Raw genomic sequence first — 19429 nt, forward strand, 5'->3', positions numbered from 1 at the left:
CCGAGGGAGTTTAAATAACTTTTGTCCAGTTTGTGGGGTTAGTGACACGTGGGGTTTTGTCGCAAGAACTTGCGCAGCGCCGCAACACTGGCCGTCACCGGACTCATTCTCCTGGTGGCGCCCGGGGCCGGGCACGCGGATCCGACCGTGGACCGGCAACGGCAGCTCGCCAACGCCTGGCAGGAGCTCGAGAGCGTCATCGAACGGTACAACGCCGTGCGGGACGACCTGCGAGCCACCGACACACGCCTTCAGCAGGTGAACTCGCAGCTGGGACCGCTGCAGACGGAGGTCGATGCCGCCCAGCGGGAGACCGATGCGCAGGCCGCCGCGCTCTACCGTAGCGGCGCCATCGGCTCGACGGCCGTGCTGATCTCGGCGCAGTCGCCCGAGGCGTGGATGGATCAGCTCGCCATGCTGGACCAGATCTCGCGCCGGCGCGTCGGCGCTCTTAAGTCACTCAAGTCCGCACAGGACCGGCTGAACACACAGAAGGCCGAGCTCTCGACGCTGCAGCAACAACAGCGCACGCAGAGCGCGGAGCTGGGCCAGCGCAAGGCCACCATCGAGGCCCAGCTGCGCCGGCTCGGGGGCACACGGGGCGCTCGGGCACCTTCCGGCGCGCTGCACGACGGGTTCGTGCCGCTGTTCACCGACGATGCCGCCGGTCGCGCGGTCAAGTTCGCGTTTTCACAGCTCGGCAAGGTGTACCAGTGGGGCGCCGACGGTCCGAACAGCTTCGACTGCTCGGGGCTGACCATGGCGGCGTGGAAGACGGCCGGAGTGGTGCTGCCGCACAACGCCGCCCGGCAGAAACAGACCGTCAAGCCGATCACGCGCGCCGAGCTGCAACCCGGTGACCTGGTCTTCTACTACAAGGACGTCAGCCACGTGGGGATCTACATCGGCTCGGGCCGCGTGATCGAGGCACCTCGGGCCGGGGAACGTATCTCTATGCGACTGATCGACTACGCTCCGGTGGTCGGATTCGGCCGCCCAGTGTGATCGTTTCGGTTTTTGTCAGACCCCTCGTCTAGCGTCGTTGGCGTGCGACAGGAAGCGACAGAGGTACTCAAGAAGCTCGCCGGCCCCGCCGCTGAGCTGCGTGAAGATCAGTGGACGGCCATCGAGGCACTAGTGGCCCAGCACCGCCGCGTGCTCTGCGTGCAGCGCACCGGATGGGGCAAATCGGCCGTGTACTTCGTGGCCACCGCCCTGCTGCGAGCCCGCGGCGCCGGGCCGACCGTGATCGTCTCGCCGCTGCTCGCCCTCATGCGCAACCAGACGGACGCGGCGGCGCGGGCGGGGATCGTGGCCCGGACGATCAACTCCGCCAACCTGGAGGAGTGGGACGGCATCAGGGACGAGATCGCCAACGGCGCGGTCGACGTCCTCCTGGTGAGCCCGGAAAGGCTCAACAACCCAGCGTTCCGCGATGATGTACTCCCCAAGCTCGCCGCCACCACCGGCCTGCTCGTGGTCGACGAGGCGCATTGCGTGTCCGACTGGGGCCACGACTTCCGCCCCGACTACCGGCGCCTGCGCACGCTGCTGCTCGACCTGGCGCCCGGCACGCCGGTCCTCGCGACGACGGCCACGGCCAACGCCCGGGTGACCGCGGACGTCGCCGAACAGCTGGGTGATGCCTTGGTACTGCGCGGATCACTCGACCGCGAGTCCCTGCGCATGGGATCGCTCAGCCTGCCGTCACCCGCGCACCGGCTGGCCTGGCTCGGCGAGCACCTGCGGGACCTGCCCGGCTCCGGGATCATCTACACGCTGACCGTGGCCGGAGCGCACGAGACGGCGGCGTTCTTACGGGCGCAGGGATACGACGTCGCGGCGTACACGGGGAAGAGCGAAGGCGCCGAACGGCTGGACGCCGAGGCGGACCTGCTCGGGAACCGCATCAAGGCACTCGTCGCGACCTCGGCCCTCGGCATGGGCTTCGACAAGCCCGACCTGGGATTCGTGGTGCACCTCGGCGCGCCGTCGTCGCCGATCGCCTATTACCAGCAGGTGGGACGGGCCGGCCGGGCGGTGGAGAAGGCCGACGTGCTGCTGCTGCCGGGCAAGGAGGATGCCGAGATCTGGCGGTACTTCGCCTCCCTCGCCTTCCCGCCCGAGCACCAGGTCCGCCAGGTCCTCGACGTGCTCGCCGATACCGGCCGCCCGCTCTCGCTGCCGATGCTGGAGCCGCGGGTCGAGCTGCGCCGTGGCCGCCTCGAGCTGATGCTCAAGGTGCTCGACGTCGACGGCGCGGTGCACCGCACCCGCAGCGGCTGGGAGTCGACGGGCGAGCCGTGGAAGCACGACACCGAGCGGTACGCCCGCATCGCCACGGCGCGCGAGGCGGAGCAGGAGGCGATGCGGCGGTACGCGGCGCTCAGCACCTGCCGCCTGGAGTTCCTGCGCCGCCAGCTCGACGACCCGCAGGCGGCCCCGTGCGGGCGGTGCGACACGTGCGCGGGCGCCTGGTACGCGACGGAGGTCTCCCCCGCCGCCCTCGACGCTGCCCGCGCCCACCTCGGCCGCGCCGGCGTCGAGATCGCCCCGCGCAAGCAGTGGCCGACCGCCCTGCCGGCCGTCGGCGTGCCGCTCAGCGGCAAGATCCCGCCCGCCGAGCAGTCGGAGCCGGGCCGCGCGATCGGCCGGCTGAGCGACCTGGGCTGGGGCGACCGCCTGCGCGCGGTGCTCAGCGGCCCCGACGGCGCCGTCTCCGACGAGGTCTTCAAGGGCGTGGTGGCCACCCTGGCCGAGTGGGCCAAGGGCGACGCCCGCTGGGCGGAGCGCCCGGCCGGCGTCGTGGTGCTGGGTTCACAGCACGCCCCGGCCCTGGTCGGCTCGCTGGGCGCCCGCATCGCCGAGGTGGGGCGGCTGCCGCTGCTCGGCACGATCCCGCCGGCCTGGTCGACGGAGTCGGCTTCTCGGACGAACAGCGCTCAGCGGGTGCGGGCGTTGTACGGCGGCTTCGAGGTGCCACCGGCCCTGGCCGAAGCGGTTACCTCTTTGGACGGCCCGGTCCTGCTGGTCGACGACATGGTCGACAGCGGCTGGACGATGGCGCTGGCGGCGCGGGCTCTGCGCCAGGCTGGGGCGAGGGGGGTGCTGCCGTTCGCGTTGGCAGTGACCGCCTGACGGCGCGCGGGCCGGGGCCGGGGGGCCGGGGGCCGGGGGGGCCGGGGGCCGGGGGGCCGGGGCAGGACAGGACCGCGAGGAGGAGCAGGGGCCGCACGGGGTGGGGCCGTGCGGAGCAGGGGCCGCGGAGGGCTGGGCTGCGTAGAGAGCAGGGCAGAGGCAACGGCGAAGGGGGCGCGCAGGAAGGAGTGGAGGCCGCACGGAGCAGGGGCCGCACGGAGCAGAGGCCGCGCGGAGCAAAGGGTAGGAGCGATGCCGGGAGAAGGGAGAGGTTGGGTGCCGCGCTAGGAAGCAGTGAGGAGGAGGTGGAGCAGCGGCCTTAGTCGACCAGGCGGAGGGCGACCGTTGGGGCGTCCAGGAGGACTGAGGCTGGTTCGGAGCCGACGACTGTCTGCAGGCGGTTGTCGCCCAGGACCAGTTCGACGCCGGTGTAGAGCTCCAGAGAGTCCCAGGCTTGGAGTTGGTAGGACTTGCGGTAGATGCGTTCGGTCTCTTCTTTGATGTCCGGGGAGGAGCGCTTCCAGATCAGGGTGCCGTTTTCGCTTGTGTCGGTGGCCTGTAGGCGGCCGGCCACGACTTCCAGTTTGACGTGTTCCTTGGCGATCCAGGCGGCTGCGGCCTCGTGGAGCCAGGCGGCTACCGAGATGTCTTCGGGGTTCCTGGGGTCCTTGCCCACCACGACCGGGTGGTTGGCGCTCACCACGAAGCGGCGTCTGGCCAGGTCGTCCACCACCACCGCTACTGCGAAGGCGGCGGGGCGGGGGCCGATGTCCTTGACGGCTTCGCCGTGGCGGGGGCAGGCGGGCACGCCGGCTCGCATGCGAGGGACCGGCTGGCCGATTCGGCGGTACTCGCCGAAGGCGGGGCAGTCCTGCTCCTTGCAGCGCCACTCGCGGGCCATGAGGGACGCGCCTACGCCACTGGGGTCGGCTCGGGTGAAGCGGCGGCGTACCACTCGGGTGCGGCCGAAGCGTTGGGAGCCTCTCGCGGTGAAGGACTGGAGGCCGTCGGGGCGGCCGCCTCTCGCCTCTGCGGCATCGGGAGAGCCTGATTGAGAGGAGCTGTTTCCAGGAGAACCCGGCTTGGGCTGAGAGGGGACCGCGGAAGGAGAGGCCGCAGCAGATGGAGAGGCCGCCGCGGTGGAAGAGGCGGTCGCAGAAGGAGAGGCCCCCGCGGAGGAAGAGGCCGCCGCGGAGGGAGAGGCCGCCGCAGAAGGAGAGGAGGCATCAGAGGAAGTCGCGTCGGGAGAGTCAGCCTGCTCCGTGGACGGGACCTCCGAAGCAGCATCGCCCGCAGAAGGCTGTGCGGCGGAGGTAGAAGCAGCGGCAGAAGAAGGGGAAGCGGCAGCAGGAGAGGCATCCGCAGAAGAAGAGGAAGCCGCGGACGGAGAGGCGTCCGCGGGAGAAGAAGCCGCGGAAGAAGAGGCAGAGGCGTCCGAGGAAGAGGAAGCCGCGGAGGAAGCAGAAGAGGAGGCCGAAGGGGAAGCAGCAGGGGCAGCTGCAGGCTCCAGAGGCTCTGGCTCAGCCATCGCTTTTTCGGTTGCCGGGTCGTTCGGGTCTGGCGGGACGATCGGCAGCGTCGCCTTGCCGACCACCACCAGGCGTTCCTTGCCGTCCTTCGGTGGGGTTGGTTCGCCGCCGGGAGTCAGTACCGCGCCGCCCGCCCGTGGGGTCAGGCGCAGCACCCGCTCGGGGCTGTCCGCGATCCACGGGAAGCGGGCCGCCTGTTGGGGCAGGTCGCGTACGGCGATCAGGGGCAAGCCCGTGAAGTCGGCGATCTCCGCCGGACGGTCCGCCACCACCGGGGTGACCTCGATCAGGCCGTCGTCGGCCCAGCGGCCCAGGACCATGCGTTCCTTCGAGGTCAGGGCTGCCTCCGAGAGGACCTCGCGGCCGGCTACCGGGTAGAGCATGGCGCCGGCGTCGATCAGGTAGCGGCTCAGGGCGTCCACCACCATGCCCAGGCGGAGCAGGTTGATCGGGCGGCCGCCGTCCAAGGGCTGGAAGCGCGCCACTTCGGCCAGGTCGACTACGGCTTGTGCCAACGTTACGTCCGTGGTCAGCCGCTGCTCGATCGTGTCCATGACCCGGCTGATCTCGAACCGCACGGCGCCTCCTACCTGTCGACCCCATCACCCTACGGCGAGGCGGCCCGCGGACATACGGGACGCCACCAGGATCAGACTTGTGTACCAGGCAGGAAGGTTGCACGCCAGAACCAACAAAACGACGATCCAACGACGAAACGGTCAGTCGTCGTCTTCTTTGCCCTTTTTCTCGACCGCGCCCTTGCCGGAACCCGGGCCCTTGCCCGCGCCGGGACCCTTGTCGGCAGCCGGGCCCTTCGCCGCCGGCGGCTTGGCCGGGCCGGGGTTGTTCTGGGTCTGGGTCTGGGTCTGGGCGGGAGCCTGCGTCACGACCGTGACCGCCGCGGGAGCCAGCAGGACCGAGCGGCACGCCGAACCGTTCAGCGCGAAGTCGGCCGGCATCGAGGTGGCATCCCGGTAGGCGCCGGCCACCTCGAAGTGTGCGCCCGCCGCGAGGTCGGCGGCGAGGTCCGCGCCGCCCAGCAGGACCGTTGTGCCGTCCTGGTGCCAGGTGGCGCCGTCGATGGCGTCGATCGCCTGGCCGTCGGGGACCCGGAAGGTCAGGGACCAGCCGCCGCCGGGGCCGCCCGCGGCCTTGAGCTGCAGGTCGGCGTTGAAGGCGCCGGCGTTCTCGCTGCGCACCGAATATTCCACGGTGCAGTCGACCGGGGACGGGGCCGGGGCCGAGCCGGACATCCACGCGGGCTTCTTCGCCTCCGCGTCGGCCGAGGCGCTGCCCGACGAGGACATGGCCAGCACGCCGACCACGGCCGCCGCCGCCACGCCGATCGCCGCCACCTTGCCGCGCCCGCGCGGGTTGCGGGAGAGGAACCCGCGGACGCTGGGCGGCAGAACCACGTGCCGGGTGGAGTCGAACGCCCCAGCCGGAAGAACAGCAGCAGAAGACGAAGAAGACGAGGAAGGCGAAGACGAGAGCGACGAGGACAGGATGTGCGCCATCTCCGCCGCCGACGGGCGGTTCTCGGGCGCCTTGGCCAGGCAGCGGGTGATGGCCGCGGCAACCTCGCGCGACACCCGCCCCGTCGGCAGCGGCTCCGGGCGGGTCCGCCGGTGCGCCTCGATCACGCCGGTCGTCGTGGTGCCGTCGGGCCAGGGGAAACGGCCGGCGAGGGCACGGTACAAGAGGAGACCGAGCGCGTAGATGTCGGTCGCGGCGGTGGTGGGAAGTCCCCGGATGCGCTCCGGGGCCAGGTAGGCGGGCGTGCCGAGGATCTGGCCGGTCTTGTCGCTGTGGTCGCCGGCCACCGCCGAGATGCCGAAGTCGACGAGCTTGGCCCCGCCGTCGGTGAGCATCACGTTGGCCGGTTTGACGTCGCGGTGGACCAGGCCGCGGGCGTGCACGGCGGCCAGGGCGGAGGCCAGCTCGGCGCCGACGCGCAGGATCGCCGCGGGCGGCAGGGGGCCCGCGTCGTCCAGCGAGCGGCCGGTGACCAGCTCCATCACGACGTACGGCGCGCCGTCCGAGCGGTGGCCGAAGTCGTACACCTGCGCGATGTGCGGATGGCTCAGCAGCGCCGCCGCACGGGCCTCGGCCTGGATGCGCCGCCGGGACTCCGGGTCGTCGAGCAGTTTCGGGGCGAGCAGCTTGACCGCGACCGGCCGCTCCAGGATCTCGTCGAACGCGCGCCACACGACGGACATGCCGCCGGTGCCGAGGGGCTCGATCAGCCGATACCGGTCCACGCCATCGTGTTGCCCAGATTCACGTCCGTCACACCAACATCCTCGGCATGACGTGCCCCGTGCGCCTTGAGCAGGGCGAGGACGGGTTCAATCTTCTCGTACAGCAGCAGGACGACGTCCCCCGGCCGGGCCATCGACAGCGCGGCCGGCACCGCCTCGTCGATCGAGCGCACCTGGCTGCAGGCGACCTGCGGTGCGACCGCGAGCAGCTCATCGTGGACGATGCCGGGCACCTCGCCGGGCGCGCGGCCGCGGCGGTCGGCGTCCTCGTAGAGCACCACCCGGCCGAACCGCGCCCCGACCACGGCCGCCGACTCGCGCAGCAGGTCGTCGCGGCGGTCGCCGGGGAGCGTGATCACGGCGACCGCGCGCTCGTACCCCCAGACCCGCTCGACCAGGTCGCTCACCGCGGCGATGGCATCGGGGTTGTGCGCGTAGTCGACCAGCACGTCGAACTCCCCGCAGCGCAGCAGCATGCCGCGGCCCGGGTTGTCGGCCCAGTCGGCACCGAAGCCGCGCAGGCGGTCGGCGACCCGGGCGGTGGTCACGCCGAGCACCCGGGCCGCGGCCGTGGCGGCGAGCGCGTTGGCCACCAGGTGCCGGGCCGCGCCGCCGAAGCCGCCGCCGAGCTCGTGCGCGGCCAGCAGCGGGACCCACCGGCGCCCGGCGAGCTCGACGAGCCAGCCGTCGGCGAGCAGGTACGCGCGGCCGCCCGTGTCCCAGTGCCGCCGGACCAGCGGGTTGCGCGGGTCGAGCGAGCACCAGATGATCTCGCGGCCGGGGAACTCCAGCTCGCGGCTGCGCGGGTCGTCGGCGTTGAGCACGACCGCGCCGCCCTCCCGCACCCGCTCGGCCACGACCGACTTGACGTGCACGAGCTCCTCGACGCTCTCGACGCCGTCCTGGCCGAGATGGTCGGAGGAGAGGTTGGTGATGACGCCGACGTCGCTCCAGTCGTACCCGAGGCCCTGGCGCAGCAGCCCGCCGCGCGCGGTCTCGAGCACGGCCGCGTCGACCGTCGGATCGCCCAGGACCACCTGGGCCGAGCGCGGGCCGGTGGCGTCGGCGCGCTGGATGAGCCGGCCGCCGACCTCCACGCCGTCGGTGGTGGTGGTGCCGACCCGCAGGCCGGCCCCGGAGAGCAGGTGCGCGGTCAGCCGGGCCACCGTGGTCTTGCCGTTGGTGCCGGTGATGGCCACGATCGGGATCCGCGCCGGGGTGCCGGCCGGGAACAGCGCGTCCACGATCGCCGCGCCGACGTCGTGCTGCTCCAGGTGCATGCGCAGCCCGGGCGCGGCGTTGACCTCGATCACCCCGCCCCGGCGCAGCGGCAGCTCCTCGGCGATGTCGGGCAGCCGCAGGTCGATCCCGGCGATGTCGAGCCCGACCAGGCCAGCCACCCGGCGGCACAGGTCGGCGACGGTGGGGTGCACGGTCTTGGTCACGTCCACGCTGGTGCCGCCGGTGGACAGGTTGGCGTTGTCACGCAGCCACACCGTGCGGCCCGCCTCCGGCACGTCGCCGACCGCGAGGCCCTGGCGGCCGAGCAGCGACTGGGCCACCTCGTCGACCGCGAGCCGGGTCAGGGCCCGCGCGTGCCCGACGCCGCGCCGAGGGTCCTCGTTCGCGCGTTCGATCAAACCGGCGACGTCGGTACGCCCATCGCCCACCACATGCGCCGCCAGCCGCTCGGCCGCGGCGACGATCTCCCCGCCGACCGTCAGCACCCGGTAGTCGCGCCCCTCGACCTGCCGCTCGACCACGGCGTCGCCCCCGTCCGCGGTCGCCGCGGTGAACGCGGTGCGCACGGCGTCCGCCGAGTCGAGCCCGAGGTACACGTGCTGACCCTGCCGCCCCCCGCGGGGCTTGACCACCACCGGCGCCCCCAGCTCCTCGTAGAGCGCGAGCGCCTCGTCGACCGTGGCGGCCGGGCCGCCGGCGGCGACCGGGATGCCGGCCTCGCCGAGCAGGCAGCGGGTGAGCTCCTTGTCCCCGGCGATGTCGACCCCGATGGCCGAGGTCTGGTCGGTGAGCGCGGCCCAGACCAGGCGGCGGTGCCGGCCGTAGCCGAGCCGCAGCAGGCTCAGGTCGCCCACCCGCTCGACCGGGATGCCCCGCGCCCGGGCCGCCTCGGCGATCGCCTGGGTCGACGGGCCGGGTCTCTCCCGCTCGTACCGGCGCTGCAGCTCTTCCAGATCGGGTGCCGGCGGCATCTGGTCGCTGGTGAGCGCGTGAACGATCTCTATCGCTTTTTCTAGTAATTTTTCCGACATGTCGGAATCGAGCGGCTCGTCGAGCGGGCACTCCATGATGACGTCGAACGCGGCCGGGTCCTCGGTGCCCACGGTGCGGCCGAAGCTGACCTCGCGCCCGATGAGGTTGGAGAGCTCGATCGCGATGTGCTCGGCGGTGTGGCCGAAGTAGGTGCCGCCGTGCAGCCGGGTGACGAACCCGCCGGGCGCCCCCGCCGCGCAGTGGTGCTCGGCCAGCCCCGGCAGCAGGGCCAGCACGCGCTCCGGCAGCCCCGGGAACTCGTGCGTCTCGCGGCCGGTGAGGTGGTCGAGCAGCACCCGGGTCACCTGGACCGGGCGGGCGAGGTACCGGTTGGGCCCCCGCAAGCGGCGGCTGCTTTCAATACGCATTGTCCTCTTCCGCTTTCCTCATCGGAGCTCGCTCGGTCAGGTTGAACCGGTGTCCGGCCGGCAGGACGTGCAGTTGGGCGCCCCACAGGGCGATCGGCCCGCCCGCCTCGCCGGCGAACCCGGCCGACGGGCAGTGGATGTCCCGGGCCTGGCCGGCGTCGATCACGGTGACCGTGCCGCGGCCGAGCACCTCGAAGACGTCGCCCTCGACGAGGATGGCGGTGTTCTCGTCGATGCCGAGGCCGAGCTCGTGGGGGAACATCGCGATGGCGCTGAGCAGCCGGTTGAGCCGCCCGCGCTCGGCGAAGTGCATGTCGATGAGCACGCCGGGCAGGAACTCCATGCCGGGGCCGGTCCGCACGCTGGTCGTGCTCACCGAGGCGATGCTGCCGCCGAGGATCATGGTGCTGGACATCATCGCGGCGCCCGCGCTGGTGCCGGCCAGGATCATGCCCTCGCCCAGCCGCGCGTGCAGCGCCGTGTCCACCCGCGAGCCGCCGACGACCGTGGTGATGCGCAGCTGGTCGCCGCCGGTGAAGAAGACGCCGGTGGCCCGCTCGATCGCGGCCACGGCGACCTCGCCGTTAGCGTCCTCGCGCGACTCGAGCCGCAGCGCGGTGACCCGCTGGGCGCCGAGACGGTGAAAGACCTCGGCGTACTCCTTTTCCCGCAACCCCGGGCTCTGGCTCGCCGTGGCGATCACGACGAGGTGCGCGTCGCTCCCGCCCGCGAGCAGCACGAAGCGCTCGAGGATCTCGTCATCGCCGGCGTCGTGACTCTCCGCGCCCCCGATGACGAGCAGTTTTCCCGCCATCCCACCTCCACACCCAATAGTGCAAACCGGGACCGCCCGGCGCCCCGCGTTTGCCCGGATCGGGTTTCGAATTTGTTCGGGTGTTGGCGGCCGATGTGCCAGTCGCGCCATTGCGCATCGATCAGCGTCTCACTACAGTGAGCGCACTACGCGCATATGAAACGTTTTAATGAAACGTTTCACAACCAAGGGAGCCCGCCATGCCCCTGCACAGACGAACGCGCGCGGCCGCCACCGCGCTGATATCCGCCGCCGCCCTGGTGCTTGTCGCACCGCCCGCGCCGAGCAGCGCCGCCACGCCGGTCGCGCTGTCCGGGGCGCATTGGATCTGGTACCCCGAGGGCGACGCCCACGTCAGCGTGCCCGCCGGCTACCGGTACTTCCGCAAGTCCTTCACCGTCGCCGCCGGCACGGTCAGCGACGCCCAGCTCGTGGTCACCGGCGACGACACGGTCGACGTGTGGCTCAACGGCAAGCCGCTCGCCGGATCGCAGCGGGTCACGGACTCGTGGAAGAGCGCCGTGTACGTCGATCTGCAGAGCGCACTCACCAGCGGTACCAACACCCTTGCTCTGGCTTCGAAAAACACGACCGCCGGACCGGCCGGCGTGATCGGGCACGTGCACGTCGCCACGAGCGGCGGCACCACCGATCTCGTCACCGACGGCAGCTGGAAGAGCGGCCAGAGCGCGGCCGCCGGCTGGGAGCAGCCCGGCTTCGGCGACGGCGGCTGGCCCGCCGCGAGCGACCTGGGCCTCTACGGCTCCTCGCCGTGGAACACCTCGGTGGTGCTGCCGGACACCACCGCCGCCTCGCCGCTGAGCGTGGCGAGCGCGACCGTCGAGCACGTGGCCAACCCGATCGGCATCGACGCCGCGCAGCCGCGGTTCGGGTGGAAGCTGGCCGCGTCGTCCGGGCCGCAGGAGCAGGCGGCGTACCAGCTGCAGGTCTCCACCAGCAGCGCCAACACCGCCGACGTGTGGGACAGCGGGCGGGTCGCCTCGAGCAACCAGGTCGACATCGCCTACGGCGGGCCGGCCCTGACCAGCCTGCGGAAGTACTACTGGCGGGTGCGCGCCTGGGACACCCAGGGCCGGACCGGTGCCTGGAGCGCGACCCAGACCTTCGAGACCGCCCTGCGCGCGCCGGCCACGGAGTGGACCGGGGACTTCATCGGGCAGCCGGCCGTCAACGCCGATGTCTCCGGAGCGACCTGGATCTGGTACCCCGAGGGCGATCCCGCCACCTCCGCGCCCGCCGCCACCCGGTACTTCCGCCGGACCTTCAGCCTCGGCAGCGCGCCCGCCGCGGCCTCCCTGGTGGTCACCGGCGACGACACCGCCGACGTCTGGGTCAACGGCACGCTGGTCAGCTCCTCGCCGCGGGTGACCGACTCCTGGAAGCGGGCGGCGACCATCGATCTCGCCGGGCGCCTGACCAGCGGTACCAACACCATCGCCATCGCGGCCCAGAACACCACCGCCTCCCCGGCCGGCGTGCTGGCCAAGCTGTTCCTGCCCGGCGGCACGACGATCAGCTCCGACGCCGCCTGGAAGTCGTTCACCAGCGCACCGTCCGGCTGGAACACCACCGGCTTCAACGACTCCGGCTGGCCGGCGGCCAAGGCGGTCGCGACCTACGGCAGCGGCCCGTGGGGCGCGCAGGTCGTCGTCACCAAGCCGTCGCCGCTGCTGCGCAAGGGCTTCACGGTGAGCAAGGCGGTCGCCTCGGCCCGGCTGCTCACGACCGCGCTCGGCCTGCACGAGACCCGGCTCAACGGGGCCAGGGTCGGCAACGACGTGCTCGCCCCCGGGTGGACGGACTACAACAAGCGGCTGCAGTACAAGGAGTATGACGTCACCGGCCAGATCCGCCAGGGTGCCAACGCCCTGGGGGCCTATGTCGGCAACGGCTGGTACTCCGGCAACGTCGGCTTCGCCGGGACCGCGATCTACGGCTCCCAGCCGTGGTACTCCGCGCAGCTGCTGATCACCTTCACCGACGGCACCACGCAGACCGTGCGGACCGACAACACGTGGAAGGTGAGCGCGGGTCCGATCCGGGCCGACGACCTGTACGGCGGCGAGTCCTACGACAACCGCCTGACGATCGCCGGCTGGGACGGCCCGGCGTTCAACGACAGCGCCTGGTCCACCGCGGCGGTCAAGGGCGGGACCAAGCCCAACCTGGTCGCGCAGGTCGACAACGGCGTGACCGTGCAGCAGGAGTTCCGGCCGGTCGCGATCACCCAGCCGCAGTCCGGCGTGTGGGTGCTCGACCTCGGCCAGAACTTCACCGGCTGGGACCGGCTCACGATGAGCGCGCCGGCCGGCACCACGGTGCAGCTGCGCCACGCCGAGGTGCTCAACCCCGACGGCACCATCTACACGGCGAACCTGCGGGGTGCGGCGGCGACGGACCGGTACACCTTCAGCGGCTCCGGCACCGAGACCTACGAGCCGCGGTTCACCGTGCACGGGTACCGGTACGTGGAGCTCACCGGCCTGCCCGCGGGCTTCACCCCGACCGCCGACACGCTCACCGGCCGCGCGGCGTGGCAGACCGGCGCCCAGCCGGGCACGTTCACCACGTCCAGCGCGCTGCTCAACCAACTGGCCAAGAACATCCTGTGGGGCGAGCGCGACAACATGCTCACCATCCCGACCGACTGCCCGCAGCGCGACGAGCGGCTCGGCTGGACCGGCGACATCGCCGCGTTCGTGGCCACCTCGACGTTCAACCTCGACGTGCACACGTTCCTGGACAAGTTCACCGACGACCTGACCGACGCCCAGCACGCCGACGGCGCGTTCACCGACGTCGCCCCGGGCGTGTCGGCCGGCGCCGGGACCGCGGGCTGGGGCGACGCGGGGGTGATCGTGCCGTACACCCTGTGGCAGCGCTACGGCGACACCCGGGTGATCGACGAGCACTTCACGGCCATGACCCGCTGGGTCGACTACCTGCGCAACACCTCGGGCAGCGACCTGATCCGCAACCAGAGCACGTACGGCGACTGGCTCAACGTCAACGACAACACCGCGCAGGACGTCGTCTCGACCGCGTTCTTCGCCTGGTCGGCCCGGCTGGTCTCGCGGATGGCCGCGGCCACCGGCCACACCGCCGAGGCCACCTCGTACGGCCAGCTGGCGGACCAGGTCGGCGCCGCCTTCACCAACCGCTTCGTGGCGGCCGACGGCACGGTCAGCGGCAACACCCAGACCGGCTACGTCATGGCCCTGGCCTTCGGCCTGCTCCCGGCCAACCGCGTCCAGGCGTCGGCGGACAAGCTGGTGGCCAAGGTCAACGCCGCCGGCGGCCACCTCTCGGTCGGCTTCCTCGGCGTGGAGAACCTGCTGCCGGTGCTGGCCGCGACCGGGCACGCCGACACCGCGTACACGGTGCTCATGCAGCCCGGCTTCCCCGGCTGGGGCTACCAGATCTCGAAGGGCGCCACCACGATCTGGGAGCGCTGGGACGGCATCCGCACCGACGGTTCCTTCAACGACCCCGGCATGAACTCCTTCAACCACTACGGCCTCGGCTCGGTCGGCGACTTCCTGTACCGCCAGGTCGGCGGCGTCTCCCCGGCCAGCCCCGGCTACGGCGCCCTGACCATCGCCCCCATCCCGGGCGGCGGCCTCACCTCGGCCAAGTCGTCGTACGACACCCCGTACGGCAGCGCGGTCAGCGACTGGTCCATCGCCGGCGGCACGCTCACCCTGCGCGTGACGGTCCCGGCGGGCGCCACGGCGACGGTCAAGGTGCCGACGTCCAACGCCGCCTCGATCACCGCCCCGGCCCAGGCCGTGCCCAACGGCTCGGGCTTCTTCGTGGGATCGGGTTCCTACACGTTCACCGCTTCCGTCTGAGTCACGAACCGCGGGACACTCAGGCGCATGAGTGTCCCGCGGTTCATCAACGCCGCCACCCTGCCGGCGACGACCCCTCCGCCGCTGACCGGGCCGTGGGCGCCGACCGACACCCGCATCGATGAGGCCGTCCTCGTCCCGCTGCCGGCCGGCCACGCACCCGAGGACGTCGCCGTCTCCCCGGACGGTGCGGTCTTCACCGGTACCGCCGAAGGCGTGATCTGGCGCCGCCGCTCCGGCGAGTTCGAGCGCCTGGCCGACACCGGCGGGCGGCCGCTGGGCATCGAGCACGACCCGCGCGACGACTCCCTGATCGTCTGCGACGCCTACCGCGGCCTGCTCCGCCTCACCCCGACGGCACACTGCACGACCTGACCAATGCTGCGGCCGGTGCCGGCATCCTGTTCTGCAACAACGCGGCGATCGCGGCCGACGGCACCGTGTTCTTCAGCGACTCGTCCAACCGGTTCCCGCTCTCGCACTGGCGCCGGGACCTGCTGGAGCACCGTCCGAACGGCCGCATCCTGGCGTACTCGCCGTCGGCGGGCGCCACCACGGAGGTCGCCACCGGCCTGTTCTTCCCCAACGGCGTGGCCCTGACCCCGGACGGGTCCGCCCTGCTGGTGTGCGAGACGGTGGCGCACCGGCTGACCCGGATCGCCCTGCCGTCGGGAGCGGCCACGGTGCTGGCCGACCTGCCGGCGTACCCGGACAACATGTCGTCGGTCGGCGACGGCACGTTCTGGATCGCGCTGGCCAGCCCCCGGGTCCCGATCGCCGAGCGGCTCCTGCCGCACCCGCGGGTCCGCACGGTGGTCGCCGCCCTGCCGACCTGGATGCAGCCGCAGCCGGGAAAGCACACGATCGCCGCCCAGGTCGACGCCGACGGCACCGTGCTGCGCACCCTGCACAGCCCGGCCGGCCGCTACCCGATGCTGACCGGCGTCCGCCAGTCCGGCGACACCCTGTGGTTCGGCAGCCTGACCGAGCGCAGCCTGGCCCACGTCCCCCTGAACTAGCCCACGTCCCCTGAACTAGTCCGTCTCGGGCCGTTCCAAAACGCGGGTCTCGTCCGGATCGGGCTGCTCGCGTTCGCCGCGGGCTTCTTCGAGAGCGGCCATCAGGGCGGCGTTGATGCGGGTGCCGCCGCGCTTGAAGCCGAGCTGCCGGCGCGCTTCTTCCAGAACCTGTTCCTCGGTACGCAGCAGCGTGTCCGACTCGATCCAGCGCACCAGGTCGACCAGGAGGGCGTGCGGGTACTCGGCGATCGGACGCCCCGGCGTGAACTCGGGCCTCGGCAGGGAGCGGGCCTCGTCACCCTCCTCCGGGGAAGCGGCCGGCGGGTCCAGGTGCAGGACCACCGTCGGCTCGTCGGTCCGGCGGGCCTCGACCGCGGCCACCGCCTCGTCGTAGGCGGCCCTTGCGCGGGCCGTCTCGGCCGCCGGGTCGGCGAACCAGTCCGTGGACCAGATGCGGTGGAAGCGCCAGCCCAGGCGCTCGAGCTGTTCCTGGCGCAGGCGGTCGCGGTCGCGGGCGGTGCTGGCCGCGTGGTAGGTCTCGCCGTCCGTCTCGATGGCCAGGACCATCTCGTTCGGGTTGGTCGGGTGGGCGCAGGCGAAGTCGATGGCGTAGCCGGACACGCCGAAGTGCGGGGTGACCGGGATGCCGGCGGCGGTCAGGCGGTCGCGGACGTCGGCCTCGAAGGCGCTCAGCGGCGGGCGGTCGGCGGCGGCCGGGCGCAGGGAGGTGCCGCCCGACTCGGTGTACTCCAGGTAGGAGCGCAGCAGCCGCACGCCGTCGCTCGTGCTGCGGGCCGGGTCCATGTCGGCCGCGGTGAACGAGCTGACCAGGGTCATCCGGCGGCGGGCGCGGGTCACGGCGACGTTCAGGCGGCGCTCACCGCCCGGCAGCAGGAGGGGGCCGAAGCGGTACAGCAGCCGGCCCTGGGCGTTCTTGCCGTAGCCGATGGACAGGATGATGGCGTCGCGCTCGTCGCCCTGGACGCGCTCGAGGTTCTTGACGAAGAACGGCTCGGCGGCGGTCTCGGCGAAGAACGGGTGCAGCTCCGGCCGGGCGGCGATGGCCCGGCGCAGGGCGAGGTCGATCCGCTCGGCGTGGGTGATGCCCATCGTGATGACGCCGAGCGACTCGTTGGGGCGGATCTGGGCGTGCTGCAGGATCAGCTCGACGACCCGCTCGACCTCGGCCGTGACCGAGTCGGTGGCCTCCTCGTCCTGCTCGGCCGCGACGAACGGCACGTGGACGTGCGAGACCGAGCCCTCCCCCGCCACGCCCGGGAACGTGACGAGCGAGCCCTCGTAGATGTGCGCGTTGGAGAAGCCGATCAGCCGGTCGTCCTGGCTGCGGTAGTGCCAGCGCAGGAGGTACCCCGGCAGCAGGGCGGTGAGCACGTCCAGAATGGACTCGTAGCCCGAGGTGAGGGACAGGTCGATCGAGCCGTCCGGGTTGACGCCCAGCGGGTCGGCGCCGGCGCCCTCCTCGGCGGCGGTGAAGAACGAGGTCGGCGGGAGCTGGTGCTCGTCGCCGGCGACCACGATCTGGCGGCCGCGCAGCAGGGCGGGGACGGCGTCGGCCGGGGTGACCTGGCTGGCCTCGTCGAAGACGACCACGTCGAACAGGTCGGCCTGGGCCGGCAGCAGCTGGGAGACGACCAGCGGGCTCATCGCCCAGCACGGGCGCAGCGCGGTGAGCATGTGCGGGGCGGTGGCGAAGAGCTGGCGGATCGGCAGGTGCCGGCGCTTGAGGTTGGCCTGGTGCTCGACCAGCTTGCTCTCGTCGGGGTACTCGTCGCGGACCCGGGTGATGTGCTCGGCCACGGCCCGCAGGACCCGGGTGGCGGTGGCGTCGATGTGGCGGCGGTCGGCGTCGCGGTACTCCGCGACCGTGCGCTCCTGCAGCGGCCCGTCGAACGCGCCCACCCGGGGGTCGGTGAAGTTGAGGTGCTGCAGGATCGAGGCGTGCCAGCAGGCGTCGAAGACCGCGCCCGCCACGTCGGCATCGGCGCGCCGGGCCTGCAGGTCGTCGACGAGCTGGTGCAGGCCGGCGTGGGCGAACGCCTCGGCGAGCTCGTTGAGGCGCGGGACCCGGCGCAGCGTGCGCTCGTCGGCGGCCAGGGACTGCACGACCCGGGCCAGGCGGTCGAGGTCCATGGTGAGGAGGGGGAGCTGCACGCAGTACCGCTGCAGCTCCTGCACTTCCCGATCGAGCTTGTCGAACGCGGCGCGGGCCCGGGGCAGGTCGTCGGGCAGCCGCGGCTCGCCGCCCCACTGCTCGCGCTGGCGCCGGGCCACGGCCAGGCCCTCGAAGAGCTGCTCGTGGCTCGGGGTGCCGGCGCCGCGCCACAGCCGGGCGGCCTGTTTGCGCAGCTTGCGCCGGGCCCACCAACCCACCTCGTTGACCTGGGCGTAGGGGCGCAGGTCCTCGCGGTACACCTCGGGGCGGAAATTCTGGAGGGTGGCGGCGATCTGGTCGAGGAACGCGAACAGCGCCCGCCAGCCCGTGACGTTGGTGGGGCGCTGCAGGCCGGTCTGGGCGGCGACGTACTCCAGGGCCGGGCGCGTCTCGGCGAGCGTGCGACCGGCGAGGCGCTCGGTCAGGTCGAACGCGACCTGCGCCTCCTGCGGGGTGCGCACCGCCGAGCCGATCCAGCCGGACTCCTGCTCGGTCAGGTTGAACCCGCCGACGGTGGCGTAGTCGCGCAGCTGCTCGCGCAGGCGGCGGGCGCCGGCCTCGTCGAGCGCCTCCAGCACCGGGCCGCGCAGCCGGACGCCGGGCATCGGGTGCACGACGGCGTTGAGGCGGATCAGCTCGGTCTGCGCCTGGAACGCCGAGATGCCCCACGGGCCGCGGATCTGGTGCAGGGCCTCGTCGTGGTCGTTGAGCGCGGCCCGCCGGGCAGCCAGGGTCTCGTGCAGCACGACCAGGTCGGGCTGGGCGATGCGGGCGGCCGAGTCGAACGCGGCCTTGAGGTCGGCCGCGACCTTGCGCCGGGAGGTGGTGCCGTCGTGCACGTCCATGACGAGCTGGCCCAGGCCGCGGCGGTTCAGCCGGTCGGTGACGGCGGTGATCGCGGCCCGCTTCTCGGCCACGAACAGCACACGCTTGCCCCGGGCGACCAGCGAGGCGATGAGGTTGGCGATGGTCTGGCTCTTGCCGGTGCCGGGCGGGCCCTTGATCACGCTGTGCTGGCCGGCCAGGACGGCGTTGATCGCGTAGTTCTGCGAGGAGTCGGCGTCGAGGACCAGGAACTCGTCCTCCGGCGGGATCCAGTCCGGGTCACGCAGCGCGATGCCGGCCGCGGGGCGCAGGGCGGCCTGGGCGTCGCGGTCGCCGGCGATGGCCGCGATGACGTCGTGCTCGACCAGCGCCCGCGCCCCGGCCCGCAGGTCGGTGACCATCGGCAGCTTGGCGTAGGAGAACGTGCCGAGCACGAACCGCTGGGTGATCGCGAAGCCGCGCACCCGGCCCGCGGTTTCCTTCATGAGCCGCTCGTACAGCGGGGCGGCGTCGAATCCCGCGGTGTAGCTGACCAGCTCCTCGAGCTCGTCGGCGTCCACGCGCACGCCGAAGTCCTCGTCGAGCCGCTGCAGGAGGGTCGGGTTCAGTTCCAGATCGCCCTGGAGGGTGACGTCGAAATCATCCTCGGCGGCGCCGCGGGCCCGCAGCTGGGCCGAGCGGAGCAGGACCGGCGCGGCCGGGGTGCCGCCCTGGGGGCCCTCGTCCCAGGTGGCGCTGCCGATCGCGGCGAAGCAGGTCTCGATGCCCCGCTCCTCGGTGAGCTCGCGGGCCTTGTTGCGGATGGTCCGGGCCCGCTTGATGGCGGCCGCGTGCCCGTCCCGATCGGCGAACAGCTGGCCGAGCGGCAGCGTGCGGCCGCCGAGCAGGGCCTGCAGGGCGACCGGATCGGCGGCGCTCAGGTCGAGCGTGCCCGCGCGCAGGTCGCGGTAGTAGAGCAGCGTGTTCCGGCCGCCGAGGTCGATCAGCTGAGACCGCCAGCGGCGGGCGGCCTCCTGGACAAGGTTGCCCCGCTCCTGCACGGCGCTAGCCTATCCGGCTGCGCAAGTTATAGATCGGCATCTTTACTGTTAACAAACCTTCGCGTAACCTTCGCTGCCAAGGGCGCCCTAACCCCCCTTCTACCCGAGGCAGGACC

The 19429-nt window shown here is 72.3% G+C and carries 10 protein-coding genes; 5 read left to right on the plus strand and 5 right to left on the minus strand.

Going from position 1 to position 19429, the window contains the following annotated elements:
* Positions 1–147: 147 nt before the first annotated feature.
* Positions 148–1005: an NlpC/P60 family protein gene (locus ACQP00_RS49820; protein WP_433211079.1), complete on the plus strand. Its 858-nt coding sequence runs from the start codon at positions 148–150 to the stop codon at positions 1003–1005.
* Positions 1006–1047: 42 nt separating this feature from the next.
* Positions 1048–3138: a RecQ family ATP-dependent DNA helicase gene (locus ACQP00_RS49825; RefSeq protein WP_433211082.1), complete on the plus strand. Its 2091-nt coding sequence runs from the start codon at positions 1048–1050 to the stop codon at positions 3136–3138.
* Positions 3139–3457: 319 nt separating this feature from the next.
* Here ACQP00_RS49825 and ACQP00_RS49830 read toward each other — a convergent pair whose 3' ends face one another.
* The 4 genes from ACQP00_RS49830 to ACQP00_RS49845 form a co-directional block, all read right to left on the minus strand.
* Positions 3458–5245 (minus strand): hypothetical protein, encoded by a 1788-nt coding sequence (locus tag ACQP00_RS49830; RefSeq protein ID WP_433211085.1) that lies wholly within the window; start codon positions 5243–5245, stop codon positions 3458–3460.
* Between the two features lie 141 nt (positions 5246–5386).
* Positions 5387–6928 (minus strand): serine/threonine-protein kinase, encoded by a 1542-nt coding sequence (locus tag ACQP00_RS49835; protein ID WP_433211088.1) that lies wholly within the window; start codon positions 6926–6928, stop codon positions 5387–5389.
* Positions 6910–9570, minus strand: coding sequence for a cyanophycin synthetase (gene cphA, locus ACQP00_RS49840; RefSeq protein ID WP_433211091.1), 2661 nt, complete (start codon positions 9568–9570; stop codon positions 6910–6912). The genes ACQP00_RS49835 and cphA overlap by 19 nt, the downstream gene beginning before the upstream one ends.
* Positions 9560–10384 (minus strand): cyanophycinase, encoded by an 825-nt coding sequence (locus ACQP00_RS49845; RefSeq protein ID WP_433211094.1) that lies wholly within the window; start codon positions 10382–10384, stop codon positions 9560–9562. Before ACQP00_RS49845 ends, cphA begins: the two co-directional genes overlap by 11 nt.
* Positions 10385–10584: 200 nt before the next feature.
* Between ACQP00_RS49845 and ACQP00_RS49850 the strand changes: the two genes are divergently transcribed.
* The 3 genes from ACQP00_RS49850 to ACQP00_RS49860 all read left to right on the plus strand — a co-directional run bounded on the left by ACQP00_RS49850 (position 10585) and on the right by ACQP00_RS49860 (position 15275).
* Positions 10585–14256 carry a family 78 glycoside hydrolase catalytic domain gene (locus ACQP00_RS49850; RefSeq protein WP_433211097.1) on the plus strand — a complete coding sequence of 1224 codons (3672 nt, stop codon included), beginning with the start codon at positions 10585–10587 and terminating at the stop codon, positions 14254–14256.
* Positions 14257–14283: 27 nt separating this feature from the next.
* Positions 14284–14631: a hypothetical protein gene (locus ACQP00_RS49855; RefSeq protein ID WP_433211100.1), complete on the plus strand. Its 348-nt coding sequence runs from the start codon at positions 14284–14286 to the stop codon at positions 14629–14631.
* A gap of 65 nt (positions 14632–14696) precedes the next feature.
* A complete protein-coding gene (locus ACQP00_RS49860) occupies positions 14697–15275 on the plus strand; it encodes an SMP-30/gluconolactonase/LRE family protein (RefSeq protein ID WP_433211103.1) in 579 nt (192 codons plus the stop codon).
* Between the two features lie 15 nt (positions 15276–15290).
* On the opposite strand, the gene ACQP00_RS49865 is transcribed toward ACQP00_RS49860, so the two are convergent.
* Complete coding sequence (locus ACQP00_RS49865; RefSeq protein WP_433211106.1) at positions 15291–19313, minus strand: AAA domain-containing protein; 4023 nt, start codon at positions 19311–19313, stop codon at positions 15291–15293.
* Positions 19314–19429 lie beyond the last annotated feature (116 nt).

It is taken from the genome of Dactylosporangium sp. CS-047395 (genome assembly GCF_050942185.1).
Taxonomy (GTDB): Bacteria; Actinomycetota; Actinomycetes; order Mycobacteriales; family Micromonosporaceae; genus Dactylosporangium.

What these genes read in the sequence shown, in the direction of transcription:
- cphA (WP_433211091.1), bottom strand. Translation starts at nt 9,570, where the DNA reads ATGCGTATTGAAAGCAGCCGCCGCTTGCGGGGGCCCAACCGGTACCTC.
- ACQP00_RS49845 (WP_433211094.1), bottom strand. Translation starts at nt 10,384, where the DNA reads ATGGCGGGAAAACTGCTCGTCATCGGGGGCGCGGAGAGTCACGACGCC.
- ACQP00_RS49850 (WP_433211097.1), top strand. Translation starts at nt 10,585, where the DNA reads ATGCCCCTGCACAGACGAACGCGCGCGGCCGCCACCGCGCTGATATCC.
- ACQP00_RS49855 (WP_433211100.1), top strand. Translation starts at nt 14,284, where the DNA reads ATGAGTGTCCCGCGGTTCATCAACGCCGCCACCCTGCCGGCGACGACC.